The sequence below is a fragment of the Candidatus Margulisiibacteriota bacterium genome (assembly GCA_041650635.1).
GTDB lineage: Bacteria > Margulisbacteria > WOR-1 > JAKLHX01 > JBAZKV01 > JBAZKV01.
Map to the genome: position 1 here is coordinate 72153 of JBAZKV010000005.1, position 19621 is coordinate 91773.

At 48.7% G+C, this 19621-nt stretch carries 15 protein-coding genes, 2 tRNA genes and 1 rRNA gene; 11 read left to right on the forward strand and 7 right to left on the reverse strand.

Going from position 1 to position 19621, the window contains the following annotated elements:
* Positions 1 to 87 precede the first annotated feature (87 nt).
* The 3 genes from WC490_02380 to leuC are packed head-to-tail and all read left to right on the forward strand — an operon-like array spanning position 88 to position 3407.
* Entirely contained in the window at positions 88 to 873 is a 786-nt protein-coding gene (locus tag WC490_02380; GenBank protein ID MFA5097459.1) for an ABC transporter permease, read from the forward strand.
* A 3-nt stretch (positions 874 to 876) separates the two neighbouring features.
* Entirely contained in the window at positions 877 to 2127 is a 1251-nt protein-coding gene (locus WC490_02385) for a methyltransferase (GenBank protein MFA5097460.1), read from the forward strand.
* Between the two features lie 5 nt (positions 2128 to 2132).
* Positions 2133 to 3407 carry a 3-isopropylmalate dehydratase large subunit gene (leuC, locus tag WC490_02390; protein ID MFA5097461.1) on the forward strand — a complete coding sequence of 425 codons (1275 nt, stop codon included), beginning with the start codon at positions 2133 to 2135 and terminating at the stop codon, positions 3405 to 3407.
* 11 nt (positions 3408 to 3418) lie between these two features.
* Here leuC and WC490_02395 read toward each other — a convergent pair whose 3' ends face one another.
* Positions 3419 to 4603, reverse strand: a complete 1185-nt coding sequence (locus tag WC490_02395; protein ID MFA5097462.1) for a hypothetical protein — start codon at positions 4601 to 4603, stop codon at positions 3419 to 3421.
* A gap of 90 nt (positions 4604 to 4693) precedes the next feature.
* On the opposite strand from WC490_02395, the gene leuD reads away from it, so the two are divergent.
* From leuD to WC490_02410, 3 genes are all read left to right on the forward strand, one after another.
* Positions 4694 to 5173: a 3-isopropylmalate dehydratase small subunit gene (leuD, locus tag WC490_02400; GenBank protein MFA5097463.1), complete on the forward strand. Its 480-nt coding sequence runs from the start codon at positions 4694 to 4696 to the stop codon at positions 5171 to 5173.
* On the forward strand, positions 5154 to 6212 hold the full coding sequence (locus tag WC490_02405) for a 3-isopropylmalate dehydrogenase (GenBank protein MFA5097464.1): 1059 nt from the start codon (positions 5154 to 5156) through the stop codon (positions 6210 to 6212). Before leuD ends, WC490_02405 begins: the two co-directional genes overlap by 20 nt.
* 123 nt (positions 6213 to 6335) lie before the next feature.
* Complete coding sequence (locus WC490_02410; protein MFA5097465.1) at positions 6336 to 7205, forward strand: hypothetical protein; 870 nt, start codon at positions 6336 to 6338, stop codon at positions 7203 to 7205.
* Here the strand turns inward: WC490_02410 and WC490_02415 are convergent.
* The 4 genes from WC490_02415 to WC490_02430 all read right to left on the reverse strand — a co-directional run bounded on the left by WC490_02415 (position 7180) and on the right by WC490_02430 (position 10613).
* Entirely contained in the window at positions 7180 to 7788 is a 609-nt protein-coding gene (locus tag WC490_02415) for a hypothetical protein (protein MFA5097466.1), read from the reverse strand. The genes WC490_02410 and WC490_02415 overlap by 26 nt on opposite strands.
* Positions 7789 to 7850: 62 nt before the next feature.
* The gene (locus WC490_02420) at positions 7851 to 8624 is read right to left on the reverse strand and encodes a thiazole synthase (GenBank protein ID MFA5097467.1); all 774 of its coding nucleotides are present in this window, start codon (positions 8622 to 8624) and stop codon (positions 7851 to 7853) included.
* Positions 8621 to 9682, reverse strand: coding sequence for a thiamine phosphate synthase (locus WC490_02425; protein MFA5097468.1), 1062 nt, complete (start codon positions 9680 to 9682; stop codon positions 8621 to 8623). Before WC490_02425 ends, WC490_02420 begins: the two co-directional genes overlap by 4 nt.
* Before the next feature lie 79 nt (positions 9683 to 9761).
* Positions 9762 to 10613 carry a peptidoglycan DD-metalloendopeptidase family protein gene (locus WC490_02430; protein MFA5097469.1) on the reverse strand — a complete coding sequence of 284 codons (852 nt, stop codon included), beginning with the start codon at positions 10611 to 10613 and terminating at the stop codon, positions 9762 to 9764.
* A 109-nt stretch (positions 10614 to 10722) separates the two neighbouring features.
* On the opposite strand from WC490_02430, the gene WC490_02435 reads away from it, so the two are divergent.
* From WC490_02435 to WC490_02445, 3 genes are all read left to right on the forward strand, one after another.
* Positions 10723 to 12840, forward strand: a complete 2118-nt coding sequence (locus tag WC490_02435) for a hypothetical protein (protein ID MFA5097470.1) — start codon at positions 10723 to 10725, stop codon at positions 12838 to 12840.
* A gap of 258 nt (positions 12841 to 13098) precedes the next feature.
* Positions 13099 to 14603 (forward strand): 16S ribosomal RNA (locus WC490_02440).
* Positions 14604 to 15063: 460 nt separating this feature from the next.
* Positions 15064 to 15140, forward strand: a tRNA-Ile gene (locus tag WC490_02445).
* A 1-nt stretch (position 15141) separates the two neighbouring features.
* On the opposite strand, the gene WC490_02450 is transcribed toward WC490_02445, so the two are convergent.
* Positions 15142 to 16584: a sensor histidine kinase gene (locus WC490_02450; GenBank protein MFA5097471.1), complete on the reverse strand. Its 1443-nt coding sequence runs from the start codon at positions 16582 to 16584 to the stop codon at positions 15142 to 15144.
* Positions 16585 to 16954: 370 nt separating this feature from the next.
* Here WC490_02450 and WC490_02455 point away from each other — a divergent pair, with 370 nt between their 5' ends.
* On the forward strand, positions 16955 to 17209 hold the full coding sequence (locus WC490_02455) for a GIY-YIG nuclease family protein (GenBank protein ID MFA5097472.1): 255 nt from the start codon (positions 16955 to 16957) through the stop codon (positions 17207 to 17209).
* Positions 17200 to 17272, forward strand: a tRNA-Ala gene (locus WC490_02460). Before WC490_02455 ends, WC490_02460 begins: the two co-directional genes overlap by 10 nt.
* Positions 17273 to 18957: 1685 nt before the next feature.
* Here WC490_02460 and WC490_02465 read toward each other — a convergent pair.
* Complete coding sequence (locus tag WC490_02465; protein MFA5097473.1) at positions 18958 to 19482, reverse strand: DNA-processing protein DprA; 525 nt, start codon at positions 19480 to 19482, stop codon at positions 18958 to 18960.
* Between the last annotated feature and the right edge of the window lie 139 nt (positions 19483 to 19621).

The window sequence follows — 19621 nt, forward strand, 5'->3', positions numbered from 1 at the left end:
TGCTTTCAGGAACCTGAGGCTAAAAGCCTCGGCTCCTGAAAAATCCGGAACCGCGACTTTTAGTCCCCGGTTCCGAAAAAGGAAGTCATGATCGAATTACGGGCAATATACATCTTATGGCTGCGGGAGATGAAAAAGTTCTCGCGCGCAAAGGAAAGGATAATAGGTTCGGCTGCGATGCCGCTGATGTTCCTTGCTTTTTTGGGGCTTGGCTTTCGAGGCTCGGATGTTCCAGGCATAGATAAAGGCATAAGCTACATGCGCTTTCTTGTGCCCGGAATAATCGGGATGAACATGCTCTTTTCATCCATGTTCTCCGGGATCTCTGTCCTGTGGGACAGGGAGTTCGGGTTCCTTAAGGAGATCATGGTCGCCCCCGTCAGCAGGGTTTCGATAGCCCTGGGAAGGATAGCCGGCGGCGCCACTACCGGACTGATACAGGGAATGATCCTGTTCTCTATATCCTTTTTCCTGGGTTTTCATATGAACACGGCCTTCCCATGGTACAGAATGGTTCTGGGATTTGGCGCGATGCTGGCTTTTATGGTGCTGATCTCGCTGACATTCATATCGCTGGGACTGTCTTTTGCCTCCAATATGAGGGACGCGCAGGGATTTGAACTCATAATCAATTTCGTCATGTTCCCTCTTTTCTTTTTGTCCGGAGCTGTATCCCCTATTTCCAACCTTCCGGTATGGGTAAGGATATTTTCTTATGCCAATCCTCTAACCTACGGCGTGGACGGCATCAGAGGAGCACTGATAGGACATTCTATGTTCCCGGTGTCATTTAATTTTCTGATCTGCCTTGCCTCTTCGGCCTTCATGGTTTCGCTTGCCTCCTTCTTTTTTGACCGCAGCGACAGCGTATAAACAGTGAGACCTTTTGAACCCTTTGAGATCACCGTAGAAAAACTGCATCCGTCCGGTTATGGGATTGCCGCACACAACTCCAGGCCCGCGGCGGTGTGGAATTCCCTGCCCGGGGAAAAAATTATAGCAAAACAGACAGGCAAAAAGAAGGGACAGATCATTGCAATTGCAGAAACGGTCCTATCTGCGTCCCCTGACCGCACCGCTCCGCTTGAAGGCCATTTTCTTTCCTGCAGCCCCTGGTCGATCATGACCTGGGAGGCGGAAAACCGACATAAGATGGAAATAGCCCGTAAATGCGGCTCGAGAGCCGCATTAATAGACATTGCAACCAACGATATCCGCACGGGCTACCGCAACAAAATGGAGTTCAGCTTTACAAGAGATGATGACGGCAGAGCCTCACTTGCATTTTTTGAGAGAGGGAAAAGAAGAAAGACCTCAATAGACGGATGTATCCTTGCAGCCCCTAAAATAAACGAAACGGCAAGACAGGCAGTTGAATGGATCGACAGGAAGAACATAAACCCTGACGATCTAAAATGCCTTGTGCTGCGCTCCAATGCTTCAGGAAAAGTGATAGAGGGGCTTTACTCCAAAATAAAGGGGCTGCCAAAGCCGGACACTGCAAACCTTCAAGTCATATATTCAGACCCCAGATCCCCTGCCGCACTTACAACGGAGATCATCCATCCGGCACAAGAGGACATTCTTACCGATAAAGTCGGCGGGTTAAATTTGTCTTATGGGCTTTCAAGCTTTTTTCAGGTCAACCTTCCTGTCTTTGAGATGGCGCTGGAAGATATAAAAGCTTACGCAAAACCGGCAAGTGCAATCCTTGACCTGTACTGCGGGGTCGGAACTATCGGCCTGGCATTGGCAAAGAATGCGAAAAATGTTGAACTTGTTGATATAGTTGCTGATTCCGTTGATTTTGCAAATAAGAATATCTGGTCAAACGGGGTAAAGAACGCAAAAGCCATCTTAAGCCCGGCAGAAAAGGTCGCGGAGCTGATCACTGATGACAAATTGCTGATACTGGACCCGCCAAGAGCCGGGCTTCATCCCAAACTTATCAAGAAAATATTGGATGCAAGGCCAAAAAGGATAATTTATCTTTCGTGTAATGTTGTCTCACAGACAAGGGACATCGATCTGATCAATGATCTCTATGAGGTCAAATTCCGGAAGCTCTACAACTTTTTCCCGAGAACTCCTCATATCGAGGGGTTATGCGTCTGTGATATAATTTAGTCAGCATGCCGCAAACAATAACGCAAAAGATCCTTGCCGCCCACTGCGGGAAAAAGGAAGTCTATCCGGGACAATTCATAGAAGCTAACTGCGATGTTGTCCTTGGCAACGATATAACCGCGCCTCCTGCGATCACTGAGTTTGAAAAATTCGAGATAAAGAAGGTCTTTAACAAAGACAAGATCATGCTTGTTCCGGATCACTTTACACCTAACAAAGACATCAAATCCGCCCAGCAGGTCAAGCAGATGCGTGAATTCGCCAAAAAATTTAAGATAAAACATTTCTTTGAACTGGGCTGTATGGGAGTCGAGCATGCGCTCCTTCCCGAACAGGGGCTTGTATATTCGGGCCAATTGATAATCGGAGCTGATTCTCACACATGCACTTACGGCGCTCTTGGCGCATTTTCCACCGGAGTCGGGTCAACAGACATGGCGGCGGCCATGGCAACGGGAAAAGTATGGCTAAAAGTTCCTGAACAGATAAAATTTGTTTTTAAAGGAAAGTTCAATAAATGGGTCAGCGGAAAAGACCTGATACTTTATACGATCGGAGATATAGGCGTTGACGGAGCCAGATACATGTCTATGGAGTTCACAGGGCCCGCGATCTCCAAGCTATCTATGGACAGCCGTCTTGCAATGTGCAACATGGCCATCGAGGCGGGCGGGAAGAACGGGATCATCATACCGGATGCGATCACCAAAAAGTATGTGCGCGATCATGTAAGGACAGACGGCCGTCTGCCCCAACCTATCTATCTTGGCAGCGACCCGGATGCCCAATATTGCCGTGTCATCGAATACGACTGCGCCGATATCGAGCCGCAGGTTTCTTTCCCTCATCTGCCGTCAAACGCAAAGCCTATAAGCAAGGTTGGAAAGGTCAAGATCGACCAGGTAGTCATCGGTTCCTGCACCAACGGAAGGATAGAGGATCTCCGTGTTGCGGCAAAAGTTCTCAAGGGTAAGAAAAGACATCCTGATGTACGGCTGATAATAATTCCGGCAACACAGGAAATATACAGTCAGGCGATGAAAGAAGGTCTTTTTGATACCTTTATGAAAGCGGAAGCCGCCATCTCGACTCCCACCTGCGGCCCCTGCCTAGGCGGCCATATGGGAATACTTGCGGAAGGCGAAAGATGCGTGGCTACGACCAACAGGAACTTTGTGGGAAGAATGGGACATCCCAAGTCCGAAGTATACCTCTCAAATGCAGCTGTGGCTGCGGCTTCGGCCGTTGCAGGGCAAATCGCCTCGCCCGAAGCTCTCTAGTCCCGGGATCATTAAGGCAGAGCCGCGTTCAATACCGCCCAGTCAGAATTTGCTAACTGGTTGATTATCTTATAGAAGTTATAGATCTCGGAGCCTTCGCCTGCTATTACTTTTGCTTTATCCATTGCGGTAGCGGCTTCGACCCCTGCACTGTGAGCTCTTGACTTTTCAAGCGACAGCAAACCCAGCCAGCCGGAAGAAGAGTCATAGGGACTTGTGTAGGTTATCCTCATGGCTTCGTTAGCCTCGTCCCTCATAGAAGCTGCCAGATTATCCAGAGCAGTTTCAAGGGAAGCGCCCACTTGGTTCATGCTTTGCTGGGCAGCAAAACTTGTAAGAGTTGAGTTCCACAGGTTCGCCGAACTTTGGAGGGTCGTCTTGGCCCATTTGCCCCAGTCATACGCCTGATAGACCGCTCCCCCTGCCGAAACCAGAGTCGAAGTGGCCAAATTCCCGAACACACTGGAAGCAAGGTCAAGAAAATTCAGGCCTGTTTCGATCCCGTACCCCTGCACATCAGTGGGCCCGAACAGCCCGCAGGCACTGACAATTATCTTGGTCATTTCCAGCCCGTAGTTTATGCTGGAAGAAGAAGTTCTTCTTGCCCTTACTGTATTGGCAAGGTCCTTATACATGGCAGCGCGCTCCAGCCTGCCGGCTATCCATTTGGCTGCCGCGTTCCTCTGGGCAAGAGTCCTTGCACCTTCGGGAGCCGTCCTCCCCACATAAAAGACCATGCTCTGGGTCTTTCGCGGAACGGTTTTGGTATCGGCGCTCAAGGTCACTTTGTACCTGGTAACAGGATTCGGCTGCAGAGGATAGATGTCCCAGAAGCCCCAGTTGTCATAGGTTCCTCTCATCGAGTCCGCGCCTGTATTTGAATTGCCGGTGCCTCCCACTATCCACGACCAGGACGCAAAATCGAACCTTTCCAGGGTCTGCCAGACATTATTCTTGTATCCGGCAAGTTTGGAATCATCCCTGAGCCTGTATCTGACGCTGAATTTGCCGTCTATCGGATAGGTGCTTACATAAGGAGGAGCCTTTATTTCTGTTCCGAAATTTACAACTGTATATTTATTGGAAACGCTTTCCAGAACCGCCTGTGTTTCACCCAGATAAAGAGAGGCAAATGAAACGGATTGAAGCAGAAACACGCATAGGACCGCAAAAAGCGGAAACCGCATTCTTAGCATTATTCACCCTCCTGGGCAAAGATAATAGCACACGCAATAAATTTGTTCAATAAAGCCCGTCGCCGCGCGTTTTTTTGATATAATGAGGTCATGCAAGGCAAAGTCTGGAAATTCAAAGACAATATCGATACTGACCTCATAATACCGGCCAGATATCTGAACACGCATGATCCTGCGGAGCTGGCAAAGCATTGCATGGAGGATGCCGACCCTGAGTTCGCAAAAAAAGCGGGCAAGGGGGATTTTATTGTCGCAGGTGAAAATTTCGGCTGCGGCTCATCCCGCGAACACGCTCCGGTCGCGATCAAGGCCGCCGGTATTTCGGCTGTTATCGCAAAGTCTTTTGCCAGGATATTTTTCAGGAATTCCATTAATGTCGGGCTTCCGATAATGGAAATAAAAGAAACTGACGAGATAAGCGAAGGAGACATCCTGAAGGTGGACCTGGAAAAAGGCACGATAAATGATGGAACAACAGGAAAAACCTACAGAGCCGAACCGTTCCCGGAGTTCATGAAGAACATAATAGACAAAGGAGGCCTTGTACAGCATGTCAAAGAAAAACTATAAGATAGGAGTTATCGGAGGGGACGGAACGGGGCCGGAAGTGGTTGCGGAAGCTCTAAAAGTTTTGAAGGCTGTCGAGAAAAAATTCAGCATCAAATGCGAAACCACCCAGCTCCCCTATGACGGCAACAGATATCTTGAGACAGGCATAACAATAACTGATGAAGAGATAAACGGGCTTAAGAAATATGACGCGGTGCTTCTTGGCGCAATCGGCCATCCAAAAGTGGCTCCCGGCATCCTTGAAAAAGGCATTTTGTTAAAGACAAGGTTCGGTCTTGATCAGTACATCAATCTGCGCCCGGTCAAGCTCTATGAGAATGTCTGGACACCGTTAAAGGACAAAGGGCCGGAGCACATAGACTTTGTGGTCGTAAGGGAAAATACCGAGGGGCTCTATGTAGGCACGGGGGGATCGCTCAAAAAAGGGACCAAGGATGAAGTCGCGATACAGGACTCGATAAACACCAGAAAAGGCGTTGAAAGGTGCATAAGGTACGCTTTTGAACTGGCAAGAAAACGGGACAAAAAGAAACAACTTACGCTGGTTGGAAAGACGAATGTTCTGACATATGCGTTCGATCTGTGGGAAAGAACATTCTATGAAGTGGCAAAAGAATATCCTGACATCAAACCGGACTACGCTCATGTGGACGCCACCTGCATGTGGTTTGTAAAGAACCCGGAATGGTTTGACGTTATTGTAACCGACAATTTGTTCGGAGACATAATAACCGACCTGGGAGCAATGATCCAGGGCGGAATGGGAATAGCAGCCGGCGGGAATATAAACCCCGAGGGTGTCTCGATGTTTGAGCCTATAGGCGGATCTGCGCCAAAATACACCGGAAAGAATGTTATAAATCCTCTCGCCGCGATCGGCGCTCTTCAGATGCTGCTTGAGAACATCGGCGAAGAAAAGGCTGCGGCAGCCGTTGAAAAGTCAATAATGGCCGCTTGCAAAAAGATGAAGTCGATGGCTGCGGGCAAGATGGGTTATTCAACAACAGAGGTCGGGGATATGGTTGCGGAAGGTATTTGATTCATAGATTCAAACCCATGATTTGTCCATTCTTTTTGTTTTAATTAAGCCATATTTTAGACAGCTTTTCCCACAAGTTCTCTCTCCCCTGCGCCGATATATCTTTAGGCCCCAAATAAACCCATGAAACTCGAAGAACTTCAGTATCTTAAATGGATCATTGATGAGTTCAACGAAGCTCTGTCGCTGAACCCGTTCACCCGCACCCTGCACAGCCCTATAGAAATAAAGGATGTGCTGGACGAGGAAGGCAATGTCACCCAGCCGGACAGGCTTTTTGTAGCTTCGCAGATATACCGATGGATCATGGGCGGAAAATGGAGAATACTGGACCTGGAAAAACTCCTTAAGAGGCACAAGGAAAAGTTTGATAAAAAGAGGATAAAAAGTCTCGTGAAAGACCTTATCGAAAACCAGCAGATTAGCAGCGCAGACAGCCTTAAACTCTGCCTTCTCCTTACAGGCATCAGAACAGAGATCATCGACAACGCAAAATATGTGCTGCGTAAAAAAGCCTTTAGATCGGCCAGCCACGGAAAACTCTGGTCCTCAATAGGCTATTACGATATGAAGGACCGCAGCATTCATGTAAGCACGGAGGGCATGATAAACAAAGAAAAGGTCGTATTTCCCGCTCAGGATGTTATAGAAACCGCCGCTCACGAACTTGGGCATCACATCTACATAAGCCTTTTGACCAAGCAGATCAAAGCCCCGCAAGGCGCCGTCAGAAGCATCAGAAAGATAGTCAGGTACGCCAAGGTCTCGCACAGCCGGAACGTGCACGAGCACTGGCTCAAGTTCTACAAGAAAGACTATTCAAGGGAATGGGAAACGAACAAGACACTTCAGATCATCCCAAAAGAGGTCTACATAAGATACGGGATAGAAAGCGAGCTTTTTGCCCAGATCATAAGCGGAAAAACCACGGTCTCAAAGGCAAAAAGAAAGCAGATAGTGGACCTGATCAACCTCGGCTCCCCAAAAGCCTGACATAATTTAAAAGATTCATTTCTCTCCAGACCTGTCCCGCATAGTATAACGCCAGGTCCAGGGACTCAATAGGCCTTAACAGGTCCAACTTGGCAAGATGGGAAAAATTAAAAGCATGAGCAGTAAGGACCCCTAAGGCGTTCCACACCGTAAGCTTGTCATCAAGCCTGCCGGCATCAAGGACTAAAGGATTTGACTCCTCGCCTTTTCTGTAGCCAAAATTCAGGAACCTGGCATCAAAGCTAAGGGTAAGTCCCTTTTCCCAAAGCCTCCTGTTTACGGCTATAAAATCGTCAAGATGCCCTTTTACCTGATGAGCATCCCTTTGACCCGGCAAAGTCCTGATAAGCCCATCGAACAGTTCCACTCTCTCCTGAAAAATGGTATTGCCTACAACGGAGGTTTTCGGCATTTGCTCGGGAATGCGGGCTATTCCAATAGCATAACTCCTCAAAAAAGCCAATCCCAGTCTGCTGCAAGGATCAAAACGGGATATCTTTCGCACGGACTTCCCGTCTTCAGAAAGGAATACCCTCGATTGAAGGCCATAACCTATTTGTTTGGTGGTTATTGAAACCGGCATTTCTACCTCTACAGGTATATCGGCGCAAATTAATACGATTTCATCCTATCGAGGGATAGGGCCTATTTTGAGATGCCTGCTGCAGGCGAACTTGCACTGGCATATTCCCTGACGGGCATTCTTCCGGAAAGAAACGACTTTCTGCCGGCTTCCACCGCAAGCTTCATTGACTCAGCCATCAGAACTGGATTTTCGGCCTCGGCTACTGCAGTATTGATAAGACACGCATCCGCCCCTGTTTCCATGGCTACAGCGGCATCTGAGGCACAGCCGATGCCGGAATCCACCACCACAGGAACAGATACCGACGCCTTAATAAGTTTTATCTTGGCATAATTAGGCACTCCCTGACCGGACCCTATGAACGAGGCTCCCGGCATTACCGTGGAGCATCCTATCTCGGCAAGCTTTTTTGCGACCGTTACATCATCGGTGGTATAGGGAAGAACTATAAAACCTTCTTTGATCAGTATCTTTGCGGCCTCTATCGTGGCTATAGGGTCAGGAAAAAGATATTTTGGATCAGCGATCACTTCCAGTTTAACCCAGTTTGTAAGTCCAGCGGCCTTTCCAAGCCTGGCTATCCTGACAGCCTCGTCCACGCTGTAGCAGCCTGCGGTATTGGGAAGAATAAAGTACTTGTTTCTGTCTATATAGTCAAGCAGGCTTTTTTCCTGCGGCTTGTCCAGATTCACTCTGCGCACGGCAACCGTAACGATCTCGCAGCCGGAGGCATCAAGGGCTTCTTTCATTAACTCAAAAGTCTTGTATTTTCCGGTCCCCAGCATTAGTCTTGACCTGAATTTTCGCCCCGCTATTACAAGTTCCTCGCTCATTTAAAAGCCCTCCTTAATTTTTTTGTTGAAGAAGCTATGTCTTTTGGGGCGATCGCGGCGCGTATAACGGCAACCCGCCTGGCGCCGGCCTTGATCACATCGCGGATATTCGTTCCATTTATGCCCCCTATCGCAACGAACGGAGTATCTATGCTCTTTGAAGCCCACTTAACAAACTCAATGCCAAGTGTGCGGTTATCAGGTTTGCTTGGCGTGGAGAATATAGGGCCGATACTTATATAGTCGGCTCCGCTTTTGGCGCCTTTTAACGCCTGCTGTTTGCTATGCGTGGAAAGGCCTATGATCTTATCCAGGCCCAAAAGCTTTCTTGCAACATGAACGGGGATATCCGATTGGCCCAAATGTATCCCGTCCGCGCCCACGGCCAGGCACACATCAATATAATCATTGACGATGAATTTTGTCCTGGGGGCGTGTCTCGACACGCCCCTACATATTTCCGCAATTTCCTTGGCCCACCTGTAATACTGCCCAATTGAGGCTTTCTTATCTCTCAACTGGATCATCCTGCACCCGCCTTTGATGATCTCCCTCACCGCATCGACCGGCGACCTGCCGCCCAACACATCCGGATCGGTAACGACATAGAGATCGAAATCTAATTTATCCGCACGGGCATACAGCCGCATGCCCCTACAAAGGCATTTCTCAATCTCATATATTTCAAATCTAATCTTTTTAAATTCTCTGCCAACATTCGGGTCAATCAATTTTGCAAATTCTTCGAGTACCCTGGCCGCCTCCTGCGCTCTTTTGATGTTCGCGGTTATGATTGAGGGCAGGTCCGGTCTTTTCCCTTCGGGCTCAGAGTAAAGTTTTCTGCCGCTGTCCTTTTTTATATTTCTTGAATCAAGAAGCCTTTCATCACCTTTGGACGCTAAAAACACTGCCTCTTTGACTTTTCCGCGGAGATATTTTATCTTTTTTGTGAGTTCTTTGTCGCGCCAAATAAATCTTGCGGCCTCTTCAACAACCCGGAGTCCTTCCATTAAGCGGTTGGTGTCGGCATCAATGATAGCGTAAATTGAAGATCTCACTATTATTAGATTATATCATTGGAAATTGGATATTGGTCATTGGACATTTCCGGAACAATACCCTATGGCGCTCAAATCTTTATTCCGCTATCAACCTATTAACCCACTCCATCGGCTCCACTCTTGTATCGTGCACACTTATCCCGAAATGGAGATGAGGTCCCGTTGAAACGCCAGTGCTCCCCACTTTTCCAATTGACTGTCCTTTTTTGACGATCTGGCCGGCAGTAACAAGGGTCTTGCTCATGTGTATATATATAGAGTGTATGCCCTGACCGTGGTCAAGAACTATAACGGAACCGAGAGCAGGAAGATGTTTCGCAAAGGCCACTACGCCTGAATTTGCCGCCTTTATAACTGCCCCGACAGGATTTCCCCCTATATCGGTACCCCTGTGATCCCCCAATCTCTTCCCGTTATAGAGCCTATAAGCCCCGAAAGGAGAAGTGATCCTGCCTTTTATCGGCATTAAGAATTTGCCGGACCAGAGCCTGTTCGGGGTCCATTGCCTAAAGATCCTGGACAGCTCGTCCTGGTCCGCCCTTATCTTTGAGGCCACCAGATTGCCGCTCTTTGAAGGAGGAAAAGCAAGTTTTTCTGCAAGGAACTTTCCTTTAAGAACGCGGATACTTTTAGAAATAGCATAAGTATTGCCGGCCTCGTCGCTTGCGTGAACCGTGATCACATGGGTGCCGGGAGCTGTTAGGACAGGTACTCCGGCTATTGCATAAAGATCTCCAGCGCTTCCATAGAACGGTATCGTTTTTCCAAAAAATTCCATCCGTGCGGATACCGCGGCCTCACCGGTAAGCAGGACGACTACTGTTCTGCCCTGAACTGGAGCTTCGGGAAGCACCAAAAGGCTTGCTCCTGCAGGGCCGTTTTGCAACAACAGGAACAATAACAGTATCAGTGTCGGATATAAGCGCATTGCATAAATAATTATATACGATTTTGCCGCTTCTTTTTCAAAATGTGAAATCCTTTTGCTTTTGTTTAGATATTCAATTGGATACTAGGATCATGACAGGGAGGAAAAAATGCCAGAAATAAGCAAGACAGGTCTTCAAGCGTTGAACAATTGGGTTCTTGGCCAGAGGAGCCTCGCTGCGGCAAACCCAAGGCACAGGGTAATAATAGATGTTGACATGGAAAGCGTATGGGCACCTTCACAGCTAAGGGTCTGTCAGACCGCTTTTGGGATTGACCACTCAGGATACACCTCATCGCTTGCCGCGATGAAAGGCTACTCTACCGAGGCGCTTTGGGGAGCAATTCAATCCTATGCAAACATGCCTCCGCAGGGAGCAGGCGGCCTTGGAATAATAAGTGAAACGATCAATTGGACGGCAGCAAGATATGGACGGCTCAACGGATATGGGCTGTTCAACATAAGCCTGCTCCACACACAAAAAAGAACGCAGGAATTCGAGGGAAACAGGCAAAAGATCCGGTTCACTGAGACCTTTCCGGAAGGAGTAGAAGGATACCATTATCTGGGTTCTCCTATAAATGTTAAGCTTTACGGGGAAGACAGGCCGGTGGATGTGTGGATGTTTGACGGTTTTGCGGTCGAAGATTACTGGACCCCGGCGCTGAGGCTAAGCGTTCCGGGAATAACGGGGATCATGTACCATTCGGGAGATTCTCAGGAGAATCTGGACCAGATGCATGTGCTTGGACAAGGGGGATTCAGGATAGCTCAGCATTTTGGGCTGATCGGCACTATGGACGAAAACGGAAAACCTGACAATCTTACAAGCCTTGTTATTGGACACGACGGGCATACCGCGCTTTTTAAATTCAGCCTGTTTGACTGGTTTTATGAGCACAACGGAAGGGACATGGAAGAGGCGCTTGAAGCCACCAGAATGCTTTGCGCAGCCACCATTCATGCGCCGCAGGGCGGGACGGTCCCAAGAACGACCGGTGACATGGTAAAGAAACATTACGCCGAGGACGACGAATGCATGTGGGGACTTTTTGGGGTGGAACCCGAAAGCAGGACAAATGCCCTGTTCGCGGAAGTACAGATGAGCAGCCACACGGGAGTGGTCTCGCCGCTTCACTTTATGGTGACCGCAGCGGAAAGGGATGCACGCGACAGGGGCTTTTCCAGCACTGCCCCAAAACTGATACCTGACAATATTTCACCAAGATCGCTCAGGCTGTTTCCCGACACCATCGATGTTGACGGATGGCTCGGACTGGGAGCTCAACTGGTGCTTGACAGCTATGATTTTACCAGCGGATGGAGACAAACACCGGATCTGCTGGCAATCCCGGAAGTGGAAAATCAGGCAATAGGCAGTATCGGCTTTAGAACGGATATGGCGCAGGCCTTTGCAGTTCAGGATAAGCTGTTCATGGACCTTATAAGAGGCTCCTTCCCAAGGAAATTCGGGGCAGAGATACCCGACAACGCGATCATGTTCGCCTCGCTGCGGCGCGCCACCGCATACAAGATAGGGCTTTTGCTCAAGTTCCTTCAGGGAGATAACCGTGAAATAATAAAAAGTATCGCTGCAGAACTGGACCGCCCGATCTTTTATCTTTTTGGGGGAATTGCCCACCATTCCGACATGCTTTCCATAGGCAATCTGGAGAGCCTGCTTGGTCTGATCCAAGATATTAATACCGAACAGGGAACATTTGGATCGGATTTTCTTATTGACTATGATTATGCAAAAGCAAAATGGGTATTCCCGGGCCTGGCTATGAGAGGCTGCTGGGTCGGCGCAACAAACCCTATCAGCAACAGGTCGCAGGGGACCGAAGCTTTCGGCCCCAGTTATATCAAGTCATCGTCTAACGGCGTCTATATCCTGGGGACCGACGACGGCGGAGCGGGATGCTTGAAGAGCCTGCCCACGGTATCGATCTACGGGCCCACAACAAACGCCGCCGGGAACAGTCTCCACAACCATCTATGGAGCAATTCTGCGCTCAGGGACAACGCCGAAACCATCCTGGCAAACAGCTTTATAGGCGGCTTTGCTAACATGGCCAGAAGGATCGACGCCTTCATGTCGGGAATGGAAAAGGGGAACCCCGCCTTTGCTCCGGGGCTCGAGGACAAGATCAGGGCTATGTTCCAAGTGATTTCGCGCTATAACGGAACTGTTTTGATGGATGCTTACCTCGACGGCATCAGATGAAAAGAGCGCTTGACAAAGCCCCGCGGCATAGGTAGAATTATAGTTGTTAAAGGAAGGAGGTAGGCTGGAGCAACGGTTTTACGCCTCTTTGTCTGTCCTTCCTGAATTTCTTCCGGGTCCAGATAGTCGGTATCATCGGCCGGACATGAAAAAGAACCTTGAAAACTGAACAGGGATAAAAGGTCCGATCTTATCGGATCTTTACATACAGTGCATTATCAACCTGAATTTTCTTTTTTTTAGAGTTATTTTCAAATTCTTACTAAGAGTTTGATCTTGGCTCAGGACGAACGCTGGCGGCGCGCCTAACACATGCAAGTCGAACGGGCCCCGACGCAAGTCGGGGTCAGTGGCGGACGGGTGAGTAACACGTAAGCAATCTACCCCTGGGTCCGGGATAACCTGCCGAAAGGTGGGCTAATACCGGATACTTTTTCGGTCTCGCATGAGGCCGAAAAGAAAGGTTTTTCGCCAAGGGATGAGCTTGCGGCCTATCAGCTAGTTGGCGGGGTAACGGCCCACCAAGGCTATGACGGGTAGCTGGTCTGAGAGGACGATCAGCCACACTGGAACTGAGACACGGTCCAGACTCCTACGGGAGGCAGCAGTGAGGAATTTTCCGCAATGGGCGAAAGCCTGACGGAGCGACGCCGTGTGGGTGATGAAGGCCTTCGGGTCGTAAAACCCTGTCAGCGAAGAGGATATTGACAGTATTCGCAGAGGAAGCCCCGGCTAACTACGTGCCAGCAGCCGCGGTAATACGTAGGGGGCAAGCGTTGTCCGGAATTATTGGGCGTAAAGCGCATGTAGGCGGTTCCGTAAGTCAGATGTCAAATCCCCGGGCTTAACCCGGGTCCGCATCTGATACTGCGGGGCTTGAGAGATATAGAGGAAAGCGGAACTACCGGTGTAGCGGTGAAATGCGTAGATATCGGTAGGAACACCAGTGGCGAAGGCGGCTTTCTGGATATTTTCTGACGCTGAGATGCGAAAGCAAGGGGAGCAAACGGGATTAGATACCCCGGTAGTCCTTGCCGTAAACTATGGTCACTAGGTGTAGGAGGTATCGACCCCTTCTGTGCCGGAGCTAACGCGTTAAGTGACCCGCCTGGGGAGTACGGCCGCAAGGCTAAAACTCAAAAGAATTGACGGGGGCCCGCACAAGCGGTGGAGCATGTGGTTTAATTCGATGCTACGCGAAGAACCTTACCTGGGCTTGAAATTCAAGAAGTATCCTGGTGGAAACACCGGGGGACCGTTGAACCGGTGTCTTGAATAGGTGCTGCATGGCTGTCGTCAGCTCGTGTCGTGAGATGTTGGGTTAAGTCCCGCAACGAGCGCAACCCCTATCACTAGTTGTCCCGCCTCTGGCGGGAAACTCTAGCGAGACTGCCCGTGATAAATGGGAGGAAGGCGGGGATGACGTCAAGTCAGCATGGCCCTTATGTCCAGGGCTACACACGTGCTACAATCCGCGCTACAAAGAGCAGCAAGCCGGCGACGGCGAGCAAATCTCAAAAAAGCGCGGTCAATTCGGATTGCAGTCTGCAACTCGACTGCATGAAGCCGGAATCGCTAGTAACCGCAGATGAGGTACGCTGCGGTGAATACGTTCTCGGGCCTTGTACACACCGCCCGTCACACCATGAGAGTCAGATACACCCAAAGCATCCCGCTTGCGGGGTTCTAAGGTGGAGCTGATGATTGGGGTGAAGTCGTAACAAGGTAGCCGTACCGGAAGGTGTGGCTGGATCACCTCCTTTCTAAGGAGAACCGAAGATAATCGATGTTTCTAGGAACGTCTATTATTCTTCTATTTCCAGGTCGATCGATCTTAACCAAGATTGCATCTGATGCTCTGTTAGCGGGGGCTCCGTTTCTCAGGAACGGTTCCTCTCCCTGTTCAGTTTTGAGGGCTCTCTAATTTTAAGATCGCCAATGACACGAATATATCCATCCGCTAATTGTTCTCTAATTTACGCTAATCACGCTAACCTTGATATTACCTTTCTCCCAGCGAGCGATAGCTAATAATGAAATTCGCGTTATTAGGAGAAATTCGCGATGTATTAGCGTTGATTATATTAGCGTTATTAGAGTTCCGGCAAATTAGGGAAGTTAGAAATAACTTCCTTTTTTGTTTGTATAGGGCCTTAATATTTTGTTATAATGATTTTAGGATTTTGAGTTTTGGATTTTGGATTTCCTCGCCCAGCGAGGTTCGGGCTCATAGCTCAGTTGGCTAGAGCGTGCGACTGATAATCGCAAGGTCGGTGGTTCAAATCCACCTGGGCCCACCAATCAATCTGCTATAAGCGGAAGCGTCACGTAAAAGGTGGTTCCCTGCCCTATTCCGGGACTTTCGGCCCAGATCCGTCCGCCGTGCCCTTCAACGACCATTCTTGCGTCAAACAGCCCCAATCCGGAACTAGCCTGGCTTTCTACATCCGTAGCCCTTTCGCCTCTGTCAAATATCCCGCGCAGCGCTTGTCTGTTCAGGCCTATCCCGTGATCTGAAACAGAAAACACCGCTTCCGCCCCTGTCGGACTTTTGCAGACATTTATCTCTACTTGAGAGCCTCCGTATTTGGCGGCATTTGTCAGCAATTCTCCAAGCACTCTGGAACTGAAAAGCCTTTCATCCAGTTTAACCGGCAAAGGTTCTTGAGTTATTTCAACATGGGCGGAGATGTCCCTCATTGAAAAATTTTGTTCCAGCATAACCCGCCTTTCAGCAAACCACTTGGACAGGTTCATCGGCACAAAGTTCATTTCATACTCAATATCACCTCTCAGAAGCTTATTCATCATTTCAAGAAGAGTTTTTTCACCGGAGCCGGACTCTTCTTCAATAATTGCCAGCATTCTTCCCATAGCCGCTCTGTTCTCTTCAGTTGGATCACTCATGAAACTATTCATAGCCCTTCCTAGTATAACAGCAGCCATTTTAGTGCTCTTGGCCCGGTTCTTGGCGTCATGCGCATAGGTTTCTCCGATCATCCTCAATTCAAAATAATGCCGCTCGAGCTCCTGCCTTTCCCCGGCTTCTATCCTGGCAAGACTACAGGCATCCCTAAAGGTCATGAGCGTTTGCTCCACCTGGTCCTTCATCAACACAGGAATTATCGGGTAAAATCTGCCGACCCCGGCGTTTTTTGTCCAATTAGCCAGCATTATGAACTCGGCCGATGCGCCGTTCCTGTTCAAAAGAAGAAAAAGTATGTCCGAAATGAATCTGGGATTATGTCCGTAAAAGCCGCTTGCAAGGTCTGCATTAAAATTATCCTGCGAGGGGCTATGAGCGGCTCTGTCATTGATCCACAGGGCAAAAGGTTCCCCTTCGGGGGTCATAAACCAGTTTTCGCACCTGCCGCCTACCGGCGCTGCTCCGTTTACAGCCACATCCACAAAATACGCTTTATCGCCTTTATTAAGCGGCGTCGGCTCCTGCGGCCACAAACTTTTCCACTCTCCGATACCCGCCACCCTTGCTAAGTGTCCGTTTTCCGGATTGTAGGAATAGAACATACCTGAATCCGCTCTTAAAAGATCGACGACCGCTTCTACCTGGACCGCCGCTATCTGTCCGGGGCCAAGGTCTCTCCTGGACAAACGCTGCATAAGGCCGTAGATCTGCCTCCCGTGGTCCGGCAAAGGCGCTCCGTGTCTTAATACCGTCCAGGCCAAACCCACACGGTTTGCCGCAGGCCTTAAAAAAGCCGAAATTTTATTAACAGAGCCCATATCCCTTCCTTAATCTGTAAATTTCCCCTCGATTCAATTATCGTTCTTTTACGAACACAATTTCACCACCGTTGCCGCGTGTGCTAAAATTAGAAATAGCGAAGTCGAAGCATGGGGGCATAGTTCAGCCCCTCGACTCTCCTTGACTCGCTTACGCTCGCTCGGGATCGCTCGGAACAGGTTGGTAGAAAGCTCGGTTAGCATGCAGAAGGTCCGCGGTTCGGTTTCTGGAACTTTCGGTTTTGGATTTGTGATTTGTTTAGGATTTAGAGATTGGGATTTGGCGTTTCTTCGCACAGCGAAGTAATGGGGGCATAGTTCAGTTGGTAGAACGGTCGCCTGCGGCGACAGATCCGCGGCAAGGTTATACATGTATTATGTATATGTTTTAAAGAGCTTGAAGAATGGCAGGTATTATACTGGATCCACTTGTGATATCGAAAGAAGATTGCTTGAGCATATGACAGGAAAAAGCAAGGCCACAAAACACCTGAGACCGTTCAGATTGGTGTTTGCCGAAGAGTTCGACACTAGAACAGATGCCTATAAAAGAGAGCGATATCTAAAGACTGGTAAGGGAAGAGAAGACAGAGAAGTCTTAATAGCCAAGCATATGGGGGCATAGTTCAGTTGGTAGAACGTCTGCTTTGCAAGCAGAAGGTCCGCGGTTCGAATCCGCGTGCCTCCACATTATTTTCTTTACAAACCATTGGTGTGCCGTTTTTATTGACCGCAATCTTTTTCCCATCGATTATTTTTTCGGCGGCGGAACCTTGGCGGAATTTTTTCGGGTGGGTGCAAAAAACTGTCTCCGTATTTTGTTTTGGCGCGCGCGCTTTTGTTATCGCAGAGCTATTTATCGATGCAGGCGAGCAATTTTCGCCGTAGAATAAGACAACCTCAATGGCGTCTTTCGAATAAAATATTTCCTTGATGTGCTTTTTCATGATAATCCGTTTTTCAGCCATATCTTTATTTTTCTCGGCTCCTATTATATCCAACAGTATTTTTTTAGCCCTTTCCGATGTATACAACAATGAAACAGGCCTTGGTTCGATACCGCTTGGCACGGGTTTGAACGAATTATTGAGCGTAAAAATCAAACTATCCATATATTGATTGTTTTTGGATATATTATCAAGATTTTCTATGATAAGCCTGTCTAAACGGTCAACGCTGACCTGTCTTATGTCACAGGAAGAATAATCTCTTTTGCCAATGCTTGAACACCGGTAATAAAAATATCTAACCCGCTTTCCCCACTTCGTCTTATTCGTGAACGCTTCAGTCATTGTGGACCCGCAGCCTTTGCAGCGGACCAACCCATGGAATATAGCACGGTGGACAACTCTGCTATATATTTTAGGTTTATGAAGCCTCTGCGCTTCTTCAAACATCTCGCACGACACAATAGGTTCGTGCTGCCCTTGATAGATAGCTCCTTTGTGAAAGATCATGCCCTTGTAAACAACATTTCTTAACATGTCACAAATAACAGTTTTAAAAAACGGAAGACCTCTCCTATTAAACATACCGTTTGATTTCAAACATTTATAGACGGCCGAAGAAGAGCCTGTCAAGATATATGTTTCAAATATCTTTTTAACTGTTTTGCAATGCTCCGTATCGATCACGAGCTTTTTATCTTCCTTTTTATATCCGAAAGGAGGCTTCCCAGAACTCCACATGCCTTTTTTGGCCATTTCAGTCTTTTTGTCCCTTATCCTTTCGCTTGTGAGCTCTCTTTCAAATTGGCCAAAGGTAAGCATGATATTGCGGAGAAGACGACCCGACGGAGTTGAAGTGTCAAATCTCTCTGTCACTGAAATAAAACTGGCATTGTGTTGATCAAATATTTCAATGAGTTGATAGAAATCTTTAGGTGATCTGGTCAAGCGGTCGATCTTGTAGGACATGACCGTGTTAATCTTGCCGTTCTGTATATCGCCAATCATCTCCTGTAGAGCGGGTCTGTCGGTGTTGGCTCCTGTATAACCCTGATCAGAATAAACTTTGTAGACCTCAATATCGTTCTGGCTTGAAATAAAAGACCTGATCTTTATCTCCTGGGCCTCGCACGAATTAAACTCGACTTCAGCTTGTCCGTCGGTTGAAACCCTCGTATAGATAGCAGCTTTCATACACTTGTCCTCCTTTCGCATTTATTTAAACCCTCACCCTTCCCTCTCCCAGAGGGAGAGGGGCAGCAAATTAAATTCTTGAGTTCTAAGATTAATTCCCGGTGAGCATTGGACAAGTGGAGAAATCTGATGTGACTAAGAAAACGGGGGCACTTTGTTTTTCTTAGTCCATTACAATGTGGAGAATATAAACAACGCTCACAACAATGTAAGACCTTTATATCAGACATGATTATATCACCTCCCCATTGAAAATATAACAATGGCGTGCCAAATCAGGCGGCAGACAAGCACCACCGCCGCAAAGAAAGACAACAACAGGAACGCCCCGGGAAACAGCCTGACGAACCGTGTAAAGAGAACCGCGCGAAGGGCCGTGAAGGAAAGCAACAACGACAGAGGACGCGGAAACCAAACGCCTATTGCGGCCAAGAAGAGCAGAAACCGCGGAGGAGCGGGAAGCCCCGGCAGAAGCAGGACCCCAGACCACGCGACCCCCGGCCGCAATGAACTGAACCACATCAGCGCGGACCACGGAAGGGAAACCCGCGATAGAAGACCAGGCCGAATGGACAACACCGCGGGAAGAAGCACCCGCCCGAAGCACCGCGGACAAAGCAAACTGATCAGCGCCCACAGCGCCACCCGAAGCCACAGAAAACCCGCAGGACAGAAGCAAGGAAACCACCTGATCAACGAGCGGAGCAAAACGGACGGGAAGAGAACGGGACCCAACAACCCCAGCCAAACGACGCATAACCATGATCGATACCTCCTTGATAAAAAGGGAGCATTTCCCCGACGCGTGTCACCCGCAGCGGAGGTGAACGACGAACGCATTCCTTATATTCAATGCGCGCGAGGAGTGAGCCGGAGCGGAGGGGCGGGAGTCGCGG

Coding starts and splice junctions, on each gene's coding strand:
- WC490_02410 (MFA5097465.1), top strand. CDS start 6,336: ATGAAACTCGAAGAACTTCAGTATCTTAAATGGATCATTGATGAGTTC.
- WC490_02420 (MFA5097467.1), bottom strand. CDS start 8,624: ATGAGCGAGGAACTTGTAATAGCGGGGCGAAAATTCAGGTCAAGACTA.
- WC490_02405 (MFA5097464.1), top strand. CDS start 5,154: ATGTCAAAGAAAAACTATAAGATAGGAGTTATCGGAGGGGACGGAACG.
- WC490_02455 (MFA5097472.1), top strand. CDS start 16,955: ATGTATTATGTATATGTTTTAAAGAGCTTGAAGAATGGCAGGTATTAT.
- WC490_02435 (MFA5097470.1), top strand. CDS start 10,723: ATGCCAGAAATAAGCAAGACAGGTCTTCAAGCGTTGAACAATTGGGTT.
- WC490_02380 (MFA5097459.1), top strand. CDS start 88: ATGATCGAATTACGGGCAATATACATCTTATGGCTGCGGGAGATGAAA.
- WC490_02430 (MFA5097469.1), bottom strand. CDS start 10,613: ATGCGCTTATATCCGACACTGATACTGTTATTGTTCCTGTTGTTGCAA.
- leuC (MFA5097461.1), top strand. CDS start 2,133: ATGCCGCAAACAATAACGCAAAAGATCCTTGCCGCCCACTGCGGGAAA.
- WC490_02415 (MFA5097466.1), bottom strand. CDS start 7,788: ATGCCGGTTTCAATAACCACCAAACAAATAGGTTATGGCCTTCAATCG.
- WC490_02450 (MFA5097471.1), bottom strand. CDS start 16,584: ATGGGCTCTGTTAATAAAATTTCGGCTTTTTTAAGGCCTGCGGCAAAC.
- leuD (MFA5097463.1), top strand. CDS start 4,694: ATGCAAGGCAAAGTCTGGAAATTCAAAGACAATATCGATACTGACCTC.
- WC490_02465 (MFA5097473.1), bottom strand. CDS start 19,482: ATGCGTCGTTTGGCTGGGGTTGTTGGGTCCCGTTCTCTTCCCGTCCGT.
- WC490_02395 (MFA5097462.1), bottom strand. CDS start 4,603: ATGCTAAGAATGCGGTTTCCGCTTTTTGCGGTCCTATGCGTGTTTCTG.